We start from the raw sequence: 14,093 nt of genomic DNA on the forward strand, positions 1-14,093 counted from the left end.
CGAGACAAGCCACCGGCGGCACCGCGACGATCGCGCCCGTGCTCTCCTCGGTAGCCCAGGACTATCTGAAGGTGATCTGGACCGCACAGGAGTGGTCGCAGGAGAAGGTGTCGACCAAGCTGCTCGCCGAGCGAATCGGGGTGTCCGCGTCCACCGTCTCCGAGGCCGTGCGCAAGCTCGCCGATCAAGGGCTGGTCGAGCACGCCCGGTATGGCTCGATCACCCTCACCGAAGGTGGGCGCCTGGCCGCGATCGCGATGGTGCGCAGGCATCGGCTGATCGAGACGTTCCTGGTGAACGAGCTCGGCTACGGGTGGGACGAGGTGCACGACGAGGCCGAGGTGCTCGAGCACGCGGTCTCCGAACTGCTGATGGCCCGGATCGACGCCAAACTCGGCTACCCCGACCGTGATCCGCACGGCGACCCGATCCCGTCGGTCGACGGCGCGGTGCCGACCCCGCCGGCACGGCAGCTCAGCGACTTCCACGCGGGCGAGTCCGGCCGGGTGGCGCGCATCTCCGACTCGGATCCCGACATGCTGCGGTACTTCGACTCGGTCGGTATCGCGTTGGACACCGCGATCACCGTGGTGGAACGCCGAGACTTCGCGGGTACCATCGCGATTCGCATCGGGACCGCTGAAACGCCTACTGACCTGGGGAGTCCCGCCGCCGAAGCGATCTGGCTCACCACCTGAGGGTGCGGCGCACCAGCTGAGGGGGCGGCTCACCGGTTACGGGGGCGGCTCACCGGTTGCGGGGGCGGCTAATCGGTTGACGGTGCGGCGCACCGCGTGAGGACGGGGCACCTCGCCTGACCATTCGACTTACCGCATAGTCGGGCGGCTCATCGCTCGAGTGTGCGGCGCACCGCCATGCGGCTCGCGTCAGGCGCGAGCATCAGTGCGAATCGGCACCTATCGCGCCTACCAATTCGGCTGCACGACTTGCGATTGCCGTGGCGAGGTCCGTGGTCGTCGCAGTGCCGCCCAGGTCCGGTGTCAGTACGTGGCCCGCGCCGAGTACGTCACAGACGGCACGGTCGACCGCTGCGGCCGCGGTGTGTTCGCCGAGGTGCTCGAGCAGCATCGCGCCCGCGAGAATCTGCGCGACCGGGTCGGCGATGCCCTGCCCGGCGATATCGGGGGCGCTGCCGTGTACCGCCTCGAACATCGACGGCGCGGCGCCCTCGGGATTGATGTTGCCCGACGGTGCCAGCCCGAGCCCGCCGGTCACCGCGGCGGCCAGGTCGGACAGGATGTCGCCGAACAAGTTCGAGCCGACGATCACATCCAGGCGGTCCGGGTGCAGCACGATCTCCGCGGCCAGCGCGTCGACGTGCATCTGCCGGGTCCGCACGTCGGGGTATTCGACGGCGATCTGGTCGAACACGCTGTCCCAGTACGGCATCGAGTGGATGAGGCCGTTCGACTTGGTGGCCGAGCACAGGCGGCCGCCGCGTTCGCGGGCGCGCTCGAAGGCGTACCGGATGATCCGTTCGCAGCCGACCCGGGTGAAAACCGACTCCTGCAGCACGAATTCGTCGTACCGGCCGGGATTGTGCTTGCCGCCGATCTCGGAGTATTCGCCCTCGGAGTTCTCCCGCACGATGAGGATGTCCAGGTCCGCGGCGGTCCGGTCGCGCAATGCCGACTCGGTGCCGGGCAGCAATCGGACCGGCCGGAGGTTGACGTACTGACTGAAGGCGCGCCGCAACGGGATCAGCAGCCCCCACAGCGAAACATGGTCGGGCACACCGGGAAAGCCGACGGCGCCGAGCAGGATCGCGTCGAAACCGGCCAGCAGATCGGGACCGTCCGGGGGCATCATCTGGCCGGTGCGCAGGTAATTCGCGCAGGACCAATCGAATTCGGTCCACTCGATGCCGGGCAGCACGGTGTCGAGCACCAGGACGGCCGCCGCGGTGACATCGACGCCGATGCCGTCGCCGGGAATCGTCGCGATGCGGTAGCGGGGGTCGTTCACAGGCGCACTCCGATGTATTTGGTCTCCAGGAACTCGTCGATGCCGATCGCTCCGCCCTCGCGGCCGAGCCCGGATTCTTTGACGCCGCCGAAGGGGGCGGCGGGGTTGGACACGACGCCCTGGTTGAGGCCGACCATGCCGGTTTCCAAGGCCTCGCAGACCCGCAGGCCGCGGCGGAGGTGCTCGGTGAAGACGTAGCCGACCAGTCCGTACGGGGTGTTGTTGGCGCGCGCGACGACCTCGTCCTCGGTGTCGAAGACGGCGAGCGAGGCGACCGGGCCGAAGATTTCGGTGTGGCACATCGCCGCGTCGTCGGGCACGCCGGTCAGCACTGTTGCGGGATAGAAGTTGCCCGGTCCCTCGATCGCGGTGCCGCCGGTCAGCACCTGCGCGCCGCGGCGGCGTGCGTCGGCGACCAGTTCGGTCACCTTGGTCACCGCGTCCGCGTCGATGAGCGGACCGACGACGATCCCCGGCTCGGTGCCCCGGCCCATCGGCAAGGCGGCCATCCGGGTGGCGAGGCGGGGCGAGAACTCGTCGATGATGGCGCGCTGCACGAAGATTCGGTTCGCGGCGGTGCAGGCCTGGCCGATGTTGCGCATCTTCGCCGCGAGTGCGCCCTCGACGGCCTCGTCCAGGTCCGCGTCGTCGAACACGATGAATGCGGCGTTGCCGCCGAGCTCCATCGAGGTGCGCATCACTGTCTGCGCGCACTGTTCGAGCAGTCGCTTGCCGACCGCGGTCGAGCCGGTGAAAGACAGCTTGCGGGAGCGGGTGTCGAGGATGAGTGGTGTCATCAGCGCGCCGGGGTCGGCGGTGGTGAGCACGTTGACGACCCCGCGCGGTACCCCGACCCGATCGAGCAGGTCGGCCAGCGCGAGCATCGACAAGGGTGTCTGCTCAGCGGGTTTCACGACAGAGGTACATCCGGCTGCCAGGGCGGGCGCGATTTTGCGGGCGCCCATGGCCATCGGGAAGTTCCACGGCGTGATCAGGAGGCTTGGGCCCACCGGCTGTTTGGTCACCAGGAACCGGGCGCCACCGGTCGGCGCGGGCAGGTAGCCGCCGTCGAGACGGACCGCCTCTTCGGCGAACCAGCGGAAAAACTCTGCTGCATAGGCGATTTCGCCGCGTGCCTCGGTGAGCGGCTTGCCCATTTCGAGTGTCATGATCAGCGCGAGCCGGTCGGTGTCGTCGAGTAGCGCGTGGTGTGCGCGCATGAGGACATCGGCGCGCGCCCTGGGCGGTGTCGCCGCCCAAGCCGATTGGGCCGCGTGTGCCGCGGCCAACGCATCGAGTCCGTCCCGCGAGCTCGCGTCGGCGACCGCGCACAGCGGTTGGCCGGTGGCCGGATCGTGGACGGGCAGCTCGGCGTTCGTCTCGCACCACTGGCCGTCGATGTACAAACCCGTTGGCACAGTGTCGATTACGGCTCGCTCCGCGGCGGACAAGGTCTCGGTGAGCATCGGCGCGGGCCTCCTTTCGCTACCGGACGCGGGCCGCGGGCTATTGCTGCGGCCTCTGTCGCCATGTTATGCATATTGTCAACAATCCGACAATAGACAATCTGCGGATGTTGCGAGCGCACCACTTTCCGAGAGGCGGATCACCATGACCGAACTTTCGCCCGTTCTGCGGCAGGCCACCCCGGTGACCGTCGACCACGGATCCGGCTGCTACCTCTACGGCACCGACGGGCGCCGCTACCTCGACTTCACCGCGGGCATCGGCGTGACCAGCACGGGCCACTGCCATCCGCACGTGGTCGCGGCGGCGCAGGCCCAGGTGGCGAGCCTGATTCACGGGCAATACACCACCGTCATGCACCGGCCGATGCTGCAGCTCATCGAACGCCTCGGCACGGTGCTGCCGGACGGCTTGGACACGCTGTTCTTCGCCAACTCCGGCAGCGAGGCGATCGAGGCGGCGCTGCGGCTGGCCCGCCAGGCGACCGGACGGCCGAATGTGGTGGTCTTCCACGGCGGTTTCCACGGCCGCACCGTCGCGGCGGCGACCATGACGACCTCGGGCACCCGATTCTCGGCCGGATTCAGTCCGCTGATGTCCGGTGTGCACGTTGCCCCCTTCCCGACCGCTTACCGCTACGGCTGGACCGAAGAAGAGGCGACCACGTTCGCGCTGCGCGAGCTCGACTACCTCTTCGCCACCATCACCTCGCCCGCCGAAACCGCCGCGTTCGTGGTCGAGCCGATGCTCGGCGAAGGTGGATACATTCCGGGCAACACCGCGTTCTTCCGTGGGCTGCGCGAACGAGCCGATCGGCACGGCATCCTGCTCGTCATCGACGAGATCCAGACCGGCTTCGGGCGGACCGGAAAGTTCTTCGGGCATCAGCACTTCGAGGTGCGGCCGGACATCATCACCATCGCGAAGGGGCTCGCCAGCGGGTTCCCGCTGTCCGGTATCGCGGCCTCCCGCGAACTGATGGCGAAGGCCTGGCCCGGCTCGCAGGGCGGCACCTATGGTGGCAATGCCGTGGCCTGTGCGGCGGCGGTGGCGACGCTCGAGGTCATCGAATCCGAGCATCTGGTGGACAACGCGGCGGCACGCGGAGAGCAACTGCTGAACGGGCTGAAGGCGAGTGCCACCAAGGCGATCGGTGACGTACGCGGCCTCGGGCTGCTGGCCGGTGCCGAATTCACCACCGCGACAGGCGAACCCGACACCGAGACGGCGAGTGCCGCGCAACGGCGCGCGGTCGAGAAGGGGCTGCTGCTGCTCACCTGCGGCGCGCACATGAACGTGGTGCGAATGATCCCGCCGCTGATCGTGACCGATACTCAGATCGAGGACGCGCTCGCGATCTGGACCGAAGTACTGGCCGAACTCTGACCCCCGTAGCTCTGCCCACCCCGACCGACGACCAGAAAGCAGAAACCGATGGCCCGCTACATCACCATCACCCTGACCAAGGCCGCCGTCACCTGCCGCGCCCGGCTACTCGACACGGAAGCACCGCACACCTGCGCCGCAGTGTGGGACGCGCTCCCCCAGGAAGGGGACGCCTTCCACGCCAAGTACGCCCGCAACGAGGTGTACACCCTGGTCCCCCGCCTCACCGCGGCTCCTCACCGCGAAAACCCAACCGTCACCCCCATCCCCGGCGACGTCTGCCTCTTCGACTTCGAACCCTGGGAGATCGGCAACCCCGCCTACGGCTACGACCCCGGCTCAACCGCCCACCACGACCAGGGCGCCACCGACCTCGCAATCTTCTACGGCCGCAACAACTTACTCATCAACGGCGACATGGGCTGGGTCCCCGGCAACGTCTTCGCCACCATCGAAGAGGGCCTGGCCGACATCGCCACCGCCTGCAACGACCTCTGGCTACACGGAGTGTCCGGCGAAACTCTCGCCTTCGCCCGCGCCTAACCGCACCCCGGCCGAAGGCGCCCTTCAACCCGTGTGGGCGGGTGAAGGGCGCCTTCGGTCGGTTACGGGGTCAGTATGTGTTCGGCGTAGCGGGCAACGGCGAGGACCAGGTCGTCGGAGTGGCGGGGGCCGATGATTTGCATGCCAACGGGGAGGCCGTCTTTCGTGGTGCCGACGGGGATGCTGATGGCTGGTTGCTGAGTCATGTTGAACGGGTAGGTGAATGGGGTCCATTGGGGCCAGGTTGTCTGGCCACTGCCGGGTGGGACGTTGTGGCCCGCTTCGAAGGCGGTGATCGGCATTGTCGGGGTGATGAGGACGTCGTAGGCGGTGTGGAAGGCGCCCATGGTGATTCCGATTTCGGCGGCTACGTTGCGGGCGTGGAGGTAGTCGACGGCGCGGATGGCGTCGCCTTGGGCCCAGACCTCGCGTAGTGCTGGATCTACTCGTTCGCGCGAACCCTCGGGGAACTTCGACAGCATGGTGGCGGCACCCGCGGCCCACAATAGTTCGAAGGCCTCGCGGGGATCGGTGAAGCCGGGATCGGCTGCGACTACGCGTAATTCGGCGTCGGCTAGCTGCTGTACGGCCGCATCGACGAGTTCGGCGACCTCGGGATCAACTGTGGCATAGCCGAGTGTCGGTGAGTAGGCGACGGTGAGGCCGCGGACCTCGCGCACCACCTGTCCGCGGAAGGTCGTAAGGGTCGGGGCGAGGCTGGTCGGGTCGCGAGGGTCGGGCAGGGACAGGATGTCCATCAGTAGCGCGGCGTCCTCGACGGTTCGCGTCATCGGCCCGGCATGTGCGAGTGGACCGAACGGGCTCGCCGGGTACAGCGGGATCCGGCCGTGCGTGGGCTTGAAACCGACGATGCCGCAGAAGGATGCCGGAATACGGATGCTGCCACCACCGTCGGTGCCCACCGAGACGGGGCCCATACCGCCCGCGACAGCGGCCGCGCTCCCGCCGGAGGAGCCACCCGCCGTCGTCGTCGGGTCAACCGGGTTCCGAGTGATGCCGGTCAGCGAGCTGTCCGTGACGGCCTTCCAAGCGATCTCGGGCGTCGTCGTCTTGCCGAGGAACACCATGCCGTCCTCGCGCAGCCGGGCCGCGACCGGGCTGTCCACCGTCCACGGGCCGGCAGGATCCACCGAGGTGGATCCGCGCCTGGTCGGCCAGCCCTCGGTGAGGAAGATGTCCTTGATAGAGATCGGCACGCCGTCGAGCAGCCCGCGGGCGTGGCCCGAATGCCAGCGCGCCTCAGCCTCTTTCGCCTGCACCAGCGCCCGGTCGGGGTCGACCAGGCAGTACGCGTTCACGTCCGGATCGCGGGTCGCGATGGCGTCGAGGACGGCCTCGGTCGCCTCGACCGGGGACAGCGCGCCCGCCGCGTACGCCGAGACCAGCTGGACGGCGGTCATCGCCGCCGGATCGGTGGGAATGGTGATGTCGGGGTAGCTCATGCCTGCACCTCGCTGGCGCTCGGTTCCGTCATGCCCCGCGGGGCGCTGTGTTGTTGATTCGCTCGCTGACGCTCGCTCATGAGACGGGCTCCTTCAGCCGGGCACGTACCCCAGCTCCTTGTCGACCACGTTCTGTAATGGCCGGCCGGTGATCCAGTTGTCGAAGTTCTCGGCGAACGCGGTGACGATATCGGTCCGCCAGCCGCGGAAATCGCCCGAATTGTGCGGTGTGATCGACACATTCGGCAGATCCCACAGCGGATGGCCGGGCGGCAGCGGCTCGGGGTCGACCACATCGAGCGCCGCCCCCGCGATCGATCCGGCGCCGAGTGCGGCGACCAGATCGTCGGTAACTACGAGTTCCCCGCGGCCCACGTTGACAAACCTCGCGTGCGGCTTCATCGCGGCGAATTCGCTGGTACCGAACATGTTCCGGGTCTGCGGCGTCAGCGGGGCGATCGCCACCACATAGTCGGCCATCGGTAGCTCGGCGTGCAGGTCGGTGCCCACCGTGCCGAAATCGGGGTCGGCCGAGCGCATTCGGCGCCCGACCGCGCGAATGTTCATCCCGGCCGCGCGCAGCAGTCGCGCGATGGCACGTCCGATCGAGCCGGTGCCGACGATGAGAACCGTGCTGCCCGCGACCCGTTCGTTCTCGCGATGCTCCCACTCGTGGCGCAGCTGCCTGCGCAGCGATCCGGGCAGGTCCTTGGCGAAACCGAGGATCTGCCCGAGCACGTATTCCGCGATGGCCGTATCGAATAGGCCACGCGTGTTGGTGACGACGACGTCGCTGGCCCGCAGTTCGGGGAACATCGCCGGGTCCACCCCGGTCGATCCCATGTGCAACCATTGCAGGCGGTCGGCCGATGGCCACGCGCCGGGGATCGCGCGGGTCAAAAAGTCGTAGACGAACAGCACGTCGGCACCGCGCAGCGCCACCGCGAGACCGGCGGCCTCGGTGTAGCGCACAGTCGCCCGAGCTGACACGGCGGCCAGCAGCTCCGCCTCGGGCACGCGGTCACTGTGCAGGACGGTGACAATGGGGCCCGTTTCCACATTGACACACTAAGATCGCATCGTATGATTGTCAACAATCCGACTCCGCTCGGAGGTCTGCCCGGCTGAGTGCGAGAGGGGCCGTAGTGGAACTCAGCTTCCCGGATATCGAGGGCCCCGTCGCACAACGGGGCATCGGCATCATCGCTCCGTTCGACCTCGCGCTCGAACGTGAGCTCTGGCGTTGGGCGCCGATGGAGGTCAGCCTCCATCTGGCCCGAACGCCGTACGAACCGGTTCCGGTCTCCTTGGCGATGGCCGAACTGGTCTCCAACCCCGCGCATTTGACCACCGCGACGCGCGACGTGCTGCACGTGGAACCGGAAGTGGTTGCCTACCTGTGTACTTCGGGCAGCTTCATCAAGGGCCTTGAGTATGAGCGATCGTTGCGCGAAACAATCTGTGCGGCAGGGGCTTTGGACGCGGTCACCACCTCGGGTGCGCTGATCGAGGCGATCCGGCATCTCGACATCAGCCGGGTCTCGGTGCTCACCCCGTACGACGAGATCCTGACCAACAAGCTGCACGACTTCCTCGGCGAAGCGGGCTGCAGCGTCATCCGCTCCGACCATCTCGGGCTGGGCGGCGGCATCTGGAAAGTCAACTACCGCACCATCGCCGAACGCATCGTCGGCGCCGATGATCCGGCCGCCCAAGCCATTTTCGTCAGCTGTACCAACCTGCCAACCTACGACGTCATCGAGCCGCTGGAACAGGCACTCGGCAAACCCGTGCTCACCGCGAACCAGCTCACCATGTGGGCCTGCCTCGGCCGGATGAAGCTGCCGATGATGGGGCCGGGCAAGTGGCTACTGAACGTCTTCTGATCGGGAGAACAACACATGCGGACACCCACCATCGGTTTCATCTACCCGGATCACGCGGCCGAGGACGACTACCCGCTGGCCGCCGCCGCGCTCGGCGCGGGCCTGCCGGTGGCGCATATTTATGGCACCGATCTACACGCCATCCCCGAACTGCTGGACCTGGGCAGCCCGGACAAGCTGCGACACGGGGCCGAACTGCTCGCACCGCATGCGCCCGAGGCCGTCGTATGGGCCTGCACCTCAGGCAGTTTCGTCTACGGGCCGCGCGGCGCGCGTGACCAGGTCGACGCGCTGGCCGCGGCCGCGGGTGTGCCCGCGACCAGCACCAGCCTCGCGTTCGTCGACGCGGTGCGCGCGCTCGGCGTGCACACCGTCGCCATCGCGGCCAGCTATCCCGACGACGTCGCGGAACTGTTCGTCGAATTCCTCGCCGACGCCGGGATCCGGGTGGTCTCGATGCGCAGCGCGGGGATCGACACCGCCGCCGAGGTCGGCACCTTGGACGCCGACCAGGTTCGGCAGCTGGCCATCGCCAACGATCACCCCGAGGCCGAGGCGCTGCTCATCCCCGATACCGCCATGCATACGCTTGCCGTGCTGCCGGAACTCGAGGCGGCCCTCGGCAAGCCGGTACTGACCGCCAACCAGGTCACCATCTGGGCGGGGCTGCGGCTGGCCGGCGTCGCCGCGACCTGCCCGGCCCTCGGCACCCTGTTCACAGAAAGGCACGCGCATGCCGCTCGTTGAGATCGAGCCGGTCAGTAGACAATCGACGGCCGAGGTGATCGCCGATCGGCTCCGCGAGGCGATCATGCGCGGCAGCTTCGCGCCGGGCGACCAGCTCGGCGAGGCCGACCTCGCGGCCCGCTTCGACGTGTCGCGCGGGCCGGTGCGCGAGGCGATGCAGCGACTCGTGTCCGAGGGCCTGCTGCACAGCATTCGCCACCGCGGCATCTTCGTCATCGACCTCACCATCGACGACGTCGTCGACATCTACCAGGCCAGGACCGCCATCGAAGGCGGTGCGCTGGAACTGATCCTGGACGGCCGCCGCGAGATCGCCTACGCGGCACTCGCCGACAGCGTCACCCAGATGTGCGCGGCCGCCGAAATAGGCGACGCCGCTGGACTTTCCGACGCCGACCAGGCTTTCCACGTCGCGCTGGTAGACAGCGCAGGCAGTCCCCGCCTGGCCCGCGCCGCCCGCACTCTACTGATCGAGACCCGAATGTGCCTGGGCGCCTTGCAAACAACAAACCCGGACTTGACCGACCAAGCCCGCGAGCACGTCGACCTGCGCACCGCCATCGGCTCCGGCCCCGCCGCCCGCGCCCGCAAGCTACTGACCGACCACATGCAGGACGCCGTCCGCGCCATAGCCGCCGACCGAACCACCCAGCTCTCCATACCCACCGAGCCCTGAACCTCGCCAACGGGACATGAGGGCGCGGCTACCGGCATGTCGCCGCCACCACGTCCCGTTCGGCGAACCGATTCACCTGGCGGCCAAGCGATCCCACGACGACGCACACCCCACCATCGCCCAACGGGAGATGAGGGCGGGCGAATCGGCGTGTCGCCGCCGCTATGTCCCGTTCGATGACGGTCAGCGGGAGAGGAAGGTCAGGAGGGTGCGGAATTCGGGGAGGGAGAGGTAGCCGTCGTTGTCTTCGTCGGCGGCGGACAGGAGGTCGGCGGCGGGTTCGTCGATGCGGCCTTCGCCGACGTGGCGGATGAGGGATTCGAGTTCTTCGACGGAGATGCGGCCGTCCTGGTTGGTGTCGAAGACCTTGAAGGCGGCGTCGGCATCGGTGACCTCGATGCGGCCGCCGACCAGCGCGGCATCGAATTCCACTCGGGAGACGAGGAAGTCGCCGTTGGTGTCGGCGGCGGCGACCATTCGTTCCACGGCCTCGTCATCGACCTCGAGGCCGAGCGACCGGATGCCCTCGGTGATGTCGGCGACCGAGACGAGCCCGTCTCCGTCCCGATCCCACAGCTCGAACGTGTCGACCGGTCGTTCACCCATTGCCACTGCCTCCCACTGCCGCCCCTTCGAACGGCCAATCCACACTGTACGGATTCCGTTGCCGCCCAGCAGCACAGCTGTCATCGGACGCGCGAGTGGGACGTGACCGACGCCCTAACCGCACTTCGCGAACGCCGGGCCCGTTCAGCGCAGTCGGCTGGCCGACCGCGCAGGCGCCGAACCGCTCGCGCCGCGGGACTCAGCCGGTGGTTCCGGCGGCCATCGGGGTTGTGGCGGTGCGCTTTTCGTCGGCAGTGGCGAGCCAGAAGTAGATCGGCGGGAGAACTACTTCGATGGCGGTGAGGACGATTTGGAACCAGTGCGGCCAGCCGTAGACGGCCACGGAGATGAAGCGGCCGACGGCGCCGAGCAGGAAGATGGCCGCGAGCCAGCGGATGACGGTGGACGGGATCGGAGATTGGCGGCCCGCCCAGATCCAGGCGACGCCGTAGCCGAGGAAGATGGCGCCGAAGAAGCGGGTTTGACTGTCGGCGGTGACGCCGGAGTCGCCCATGTCGGGGATGCCGTCGATGCCCGCCGCCAGGTGGAAGATGCCGATCGCGACGCAGGCGACACCCATTGTCATGGAAAGCCATTTGAGTGCGGTTGCCATGCTGCCCCTCCGCAGTGTGCGACGAATCCTACTGGCGGACAGCGAATTCGCCACTCCAACCAGCTGCCGCGCGCAAGTTGACGTTTGTCTACTAAAAGACCCTACGATGCTTAGTAGACAGACGTCAACTAAAGTTTTCGGGATGAGCACTCGCCGCCGCCTGTCCCCCGACGAGCGCCGTCAGGTGCTGCTGGAAGCTGGCGCGCGACTATTCGCCGAGCGCGCCTACGACGCGGTACTGATGGAGGACGTCGCCGCGGCAGCCGGAGTGTCGAGGGCCCTGCTCTACCGCCATTTCCCGAGCAAGCGCGACCTCTTCGCCGGGGTCTACGAGCAGGCGGCAGAACAACTATTGGTCGCCACGCCACTCGACAACGACAGCCCGCTCGCCGAGCAACTGACCGCCGGGCTCAACACCCACTTCGACTACTTCGAGGCCAACGCCAACAGGGTGCTCGCGGCAAACCGAGTCCTCGCGGGCGATCCCACCATCCAGGCCATCATCGCCGGCGAACTCGGCGAGCTGCGCCGTCGCCTCCTCGATGCCCTCGGCGTCGAAGGAACCACCCGAACCCAGGTCTCCTCGATCCTGATGAGCTGGCTCACCTTCGTGCGCATACTGACCGTCGAATGGCTGGAAAACCACCACTATTCCCGCCCCGAACTCCTCGCCATAAGCATCGGCTCACTACTCGGCGCCCTACAGCCCATCCTCGGCCCCGACTTCCCACCAACTGCCACCCCGCAGTAGTCACCGCTCTATCCGATCCGACCGCATGCCCCGACCCACAATTGCCGACAGTGACTTCACTCCCGATCATCGCCAACGACACCGAACGCGTGCGCACGAGCAACGGCCCATTCCCACTAATGCACGAAACCACCACCCGTCCGGTCGAACAACGCGGTGCTGCAACAGATTTTGCACGATCAAGCTCAGTTCCCCAGTTGACGGCGGACGCCCAGCACAGACGCGCCGCACTCTCCCACCCGGAACAACGCCATAGCCCACCCTGCGCAGCGTGCACCTACGGCCCACTAGACGCATAGAGTCATATGGTCGCTGATTGATCTTCGATAGCAACCATTTGACTCGACTCGATGCGCGACGGTGCCTACAGGTTCGACGGGCGGACGACCATGACGGAGGCGGCTCGTTTGCCGGTTTCCTGGAGTAGCGCGATGGCTCGGCCGTCGGGGGCTAGGGCGGCGTAGATGCCGGGGAGGCCGATGGGGTCGAGCCAGCGGCCGTTGCGGAGGTCGTCGACCTGGGATTCGTCGATCTCCCTGTGCGGGAACGCGGTTCGTACCGCCTCGTCCATGTCGAGGCTGAGCATGGGGGCGGCGGAGTCGGCGGCTGTCGCCAATTCGGCTAGGGTGCGGGCGTGTTCGAGGGTGAACGGGCCGACTCTGGTGCGGCGCAAGGCCGTCAGGTGGCCGCCGACGCCGAGGGCGGCGCCGAGGTCGCGGGCCAGGGCGCGGACGTAGGTGCCGGAGGTGCATTCGACGATCACGTCCAGGTCGACGAATTCGCCGTCGGCGACGTCGCGGCGGGCGAGGATGTCGAAGCGGGACACGGTGACCGGGCGGGCGGCCAGCTGCACTTCTTCGCCCGCGCGGTGCCGGGCGTAGGCGCGTTCGCCGTTCACCTTGATCGCGCTCACGGTCGCGGGCACCTGCTCGATGTCGCCGGTGAGTTTCGCTGTGTGCGCGGCGATTTCGGCATCCGCGAGCTGCAGGGCCGGAGCGGTCGCGAGCACCTCGCCCTCGGCGTCGTCGGTGGTGGTGGCCTGGCCGAGGCGGATGGTCGCGGTGTACGCCTTGGTGGTCAGGGTGAGCAGGCCGAGTAGTTTGGTGGCCCGTTCCACGCCGAGCACGAGCACACCGGTCGCCATCGGGTCGAGCGTGCCCGCGTGCCCGACCTTCTTGGTGTGCAGCAGCTTCCGGCACTTCGCGACGACGTCGTGGCTGGTCATGCCACTGCCCTTGTCGACGATCAGCAATCCGCCGAGACCGTCCATCAGACGTGCACGATCGCGGTGAGAATGAACCCGTCGGCGATCCGCCACCGGCCGTCGAACGAAACCAGCGGCACCCCACCGTCATTGGTCTGCCCCGGCACCAGCAGCTCGCTGTGGAAGGTGCCGTGGCCGGACCGCTCGGTGCTGTCCTCGATCTCGAAGGTGATGTGCGCGTCCTCGAAGCCGAGCCAGCGATCGGTCAGCGGCCACCACGCCTTGAAGGTGGCTTCCTTGGCGCAGAACAGCAACCGGTCCAGGTGCAGCCCGGAGTAGGTGGTGTTCAACCACTCCCGCTCCGGCGGCAGACTCACCGAATCCAGCACACCCTCGGGCAGCGCCGCATGCGGCTCGGCGTCGATCCCGATCGAGCGGAAGCGCATCTTGTGCCCCAGCGCCGCGGCCCGATATCCGTCGCAGTGCGTCATGCTGCCGACGATCCCGCGCGGCCAGATCGGCGCGCCGCGCTCGCCCTTGCCGATCGCCACCGGCGGCTCACCGAGTTCGGCCAGCGCCAGCCGCGCGCAATGCCTGGCCCCGATGAAGTCCCGGCGCCGCTTCTCCACCGCCTTCGCGATGAGATGCTCCTCCGCCGGATGCGCCTTCAGGTCCTCCGGATACTCCAGCAGCTCAGCCGACGCGACACCCGCGGGCAAAATTGTCTCGATCATTGACGACGAGCCTAGACGAAACGCGCACGCC

15 protein-coding genes are annotated in these 14,093 nt (G+C 67.8%); 7 read left to right on the forward strand and 8 right to left on the reverse strand.

Translation table 11 applies throughout. The features are described 5' to 3' along the window. Nucleotides 1-29 precede the first annotated feature (29 nt). Nucleotides 30-698 carry a metal-dependent transcriptional regulator gene (locus ACFWF1_RS08655; RefSeq protein ID WP_379284856.1) on the forward strand — a complete coding sequence of 223 codons (669 nt, stop codon included), beginning with the start codon at nt 30-32 and terminating at the stop codon, nt 696-698. A gap of 202 nt (nt 699-900) precedes the next feature. On the opposite strand, the gene ACFWF1_RS08660 is transcribed toward ACFWF1_RS08655, so the two are convergent. Both ACFWF1_RS08660 and ACFWF1_RS08665 read right to left on the reverse strand, forming a co-directional pair. Continuing rightward, a complete protein-coding gene (locus ACFWF1_RS08660; protein ID WP_379284571.1) occupies nt 901-1,986 on the reverse strand; it encodes a tartrate dehydrogenase in 1,086 nt (361 codons plus the stop codon). After that, nucleotides 1,983-3,452 (reverse strand): NAD-dependent succinate-semialdehyde dehydrogenase, encoded by a 1,470-nt coding sequence (locus ACFWF1_RS08665; protein WP_379284572.1) that lies wholly within the window; start codon nt 3,450-3,452, stop codon nt 1,983-1,985. The genes ACFWF1_RS08660 and ACFWF1_RS08665 overlap by 4 nt, the downstream gene beginning before the upstream one ends. Nucleotides 3,453-3,597: 145 nt before the next feature. On the opposite strand from ACFWF1_RS08665, the gene ACFWF1_RS08670 reads away from it, so the two are divergent. After that, on the forward strand, nt 3,598-4,839 hold the full coding sequence (locus tag ACFWF1_RS08670; RefSeq protein WP_379284573.1) for an aspartate aminotransferase family protein: 1,242 nt from the start codon (nt 3,598-3,600) through the stop codon (nt 4,837-4,839). Between the two features lie 48 nt (nt 4,840-4,887). Next, nucleotides 4,888-5,382, forward strand: a complete 495-nt coding sequence (locus ACFWF1_RS08675; RefSeq protein ID WP_379284574.1) for a DUF3830 family protein — start codon at nt 4,888-4,890, stop codon at nt 5,380-5,382. 62 nt (nt 5,383-5,444) lie between these two features. On the opposite strand, the gene ACFWF1_RS08680 is transcribed toward ACFWF1_RS08675, so the two are convergent. Next, nucleotides 5,445-6,845: an amidase gene (locus ACFWF1_RS08680; RefSeq protein ID WP_379284575.1), complete on the reverse strand. Its 1,401-nt coding sequence runs from the start codon at nt 6,843-6,845 to the stop codon at nt 5,445-5,447. Nucleotides 6,846-6,938: 93 nt separating this feature from the next. Continuing rightward, the gene (locus ACFWF1_RS08685; protein WP_379284576.1) at nt 6,939-7,904 is read right to left on the reverse strand and encodes a D-2-hydroxyacid dehydrogenase; all 966 of its coding nucleotides are present in this window, start codon (nt 7,902-7,904) and stop codon (nt 6,939-6,941) included. A gap of 86 nt (nt 7,905-7,990) precedes the next feature. Here ACFWF1_RS08685 and ACFWF1_RS08690 point away from each other — a divergent pair, with 86 nt between their 5' ends. From ACFWF1_RS08690 to ACFWF1_RS08700, 3 genes are read left to right on the forward strand one after another with little or no spacing between them, the layout of a single operon-like run. Continuing rightward, complete coding sequence (locus ACFWF1_RS08690) at nt 7,991-8,731, forward strand: Asp/Glu/hydantoin racemase (protein ID WP_357378607.1); 741 nt, start codon at nt 7,991-7,993, stop codon at nt 8,729-8,731. A 15-nt stretch (nt 8,732-8,746) separates the two neighbouring features. Beyond that, the gene (locus tag ACFWF1_RS08695; protein WP_379284577.1) at nt 8,747-9,478 is read left to right on the forward strand and encodes a maleate cis-trans isomerase; all 732 of its coding nucleotides are present in this window, start codon (nt 8,747-8,749) and stop codon (nt 9,476-9,478) included. Next, on the forward strand, nt 9,465-10,154 hold the full coding sequence (locus ACFWF1_RS08700; protein WP_379284578.1) for a GntR family transcriptional regulator: 690 nt from the start codon (nt 9,465-9,467) through the stop codon (nt 10,152-10,154). Before ACFWF1_RS08695 ends, ACFWF1_RS08700 begins: the two co-directional genes overlap by 14 nt. 183 nt (nt 10,155-10,337) lie before the next feature. Here ACFWF1_RS08700 and ACFWF1_RS08705 read toward each other — a convergent pair whose 3' ends face one another. After that, nucleotides 10,338-10,760, reverse strand: a complete 423-nt coding sequence (locus ACFWF1_RS08705) for an EF-hand domain-containing protein (protein ID WP_379284579.1) — start codon at nt 10,758-10,760, stop codon at nt 10,338-10,340. A gap of 199 nt (nt 10,761-10,959) precedes the next feature. Then, nucleotides 10,960-11,373 (reverse strand): DUF4345 domain-containing protein, encoded by a 414-nt coding sequence (locus ACFWF1_RS08710; protein WP_379284580.1) that lies wholly within the window; start codon nt 11,371-11,373, stop codon nt 10,960-10,962. A 142-nt stretch (nt 11,374-11,515) separates the two neighbouring features. Between ACFWF1_RS08710 and ACFWF1_RS08715 the strand changes: the two genes are divergently transcribed. After that, nucleotides 11,516-12,124, forward strand: coding sequence for a TetR/AcrR family transcriptional regulator (locus tag ACFWF1_RS08715; RefSeq protein WP_379284581.1), 609 nt, complete (start codon nt 11,516-11,518; stop codon nt 12,122-12,124). 364 nt (nt 12,125-12,488) lie between these two features. Here ACFWF1_RS08715 and truB read toward each other — a convergent pair whose 3' ends face one another. Both truB and npt read right to left on the reverse strand, forming a co-directional pair. Beyond that, nucleotides 12,489-13,394, reverse strand: a complete 906-nt coding sequence (gene truB / locus ACFWF1_RS08720) for a tRNA pseudouridine(55) synthase TruB (RefSeq protein WP_379284582.1) — start codon at nt 13,392-13,394, stop codon at nt 12,489-12,491. Beyond that, nucleotides 13,394-14,062: a 4'-phosphopantetheinyl transferase Npt gene (npt, locus tag ACFWF1_RS08725; protein ID WP_379284583.1), complete on the reverse strand. Its 669-nt coding sequence runs from the start codon at nt 14,060-14,062 to the stop codon at nt 13,394-13,396. Before npt ends, truB begins: the two co-directional genes overlap by 1 nt. Between the last annotated feature and the right edge of the window lie 31 nt (nt 14,063-14,093).

It is taken from the genome of Nocardia sp. NPDC060255 (assembly GCF_042727395.1).
GTDB lineage: Bacteria > Actinomycetota > Actinomycetes > Mycobacteriales > Mycobacteriaceae > Nocardia.

What these genes read in the sequence shown, in the direction of transcription:
- ACFWF1_RS08665 (WP_379284572.1), bottom strand. Translation starts at nt 3,452, where the DNA reads ATGCTCACCGAGACCTTGTCCGCCGCGGAGCGAGCCGTAATCGACACT.
- ACFWF1_RS08670 (WP_379284573.1), top strand. Translation starts at nt 3,598, where the DNA reads ATGACCGAACTTTCGCCCGTTCTGCGGCAGGCCACCCCGGTGACCGTC.
- ACFWF1_RS08675 (WP_379284574.1), top strand. Translation starts at nt 4,888, where the DNA reads ATGGCCCGCTACATCACCATCACCCTGACCAAGGCCGCCGTCACCTGC.
- ACFWF1_RS08680 (WP_379284575.1), bottom strand. Translation starts at nt 6,845, where the DNA reads ATGAGCTACCCCGACATCACCATTCCCACCGATCCGGCGGCGATGACC.
- ACFWF1_RS08695 (WP_379284577.1), top strand. Translation starts at nt 8,747, where the DNA reads ATGCGGACACCCACCATCGGTTTCATCTACCCGGATCACGCGGCCGAG.
- ACFWF1_RS08700 (WP_379284578.1), top strand. Translation starts at nt 9,465, where the DNA reads ATGCCGCTCGTTGAGATCGAGCCGGTCAGTAGACAATCGACGGCCGAG.
- ACFWF1_RS08705 (WP_379284579.1), bottom strand. Translation starts at nt 10,760, where the DNA reads ATGGGTGAACGACCGGTCGACACGTTCGAGCTGTGGGATCGGGACGGA.
- ACFWF1_RS08710 (WP_379284580.1), bottom strand. Translation starts at nt 11,373, where the DNA reads ATGGCAACCGCACTCAAATGGCTTTCCATGACAATGGGTGTCGCCTGC.
- ACFWF1_RS08715 (WP_379284581.1), top strand. Translation starts at nt 11,516, where the DNA reads ATGAGCACTCGCCGCCGCCTGTCCCCCGACGAGCGCCGTCAGGTGCTG.
- truB (WP_379284582.1), bottom strand. Translation starts at nt 13,394, where the DNA reads ATGGACGGTCTCGGCGGATTGCTGATCGTCGACAAGGGCAGTGGCATG.
- npt (WP_379284583.1), bottom strand. Translation starts at nt 14,062, where the DNA reads ATGATCGAGACAATTTTGCCCGCGGGTGTCGCGTCGGCTGAGCTGCTG.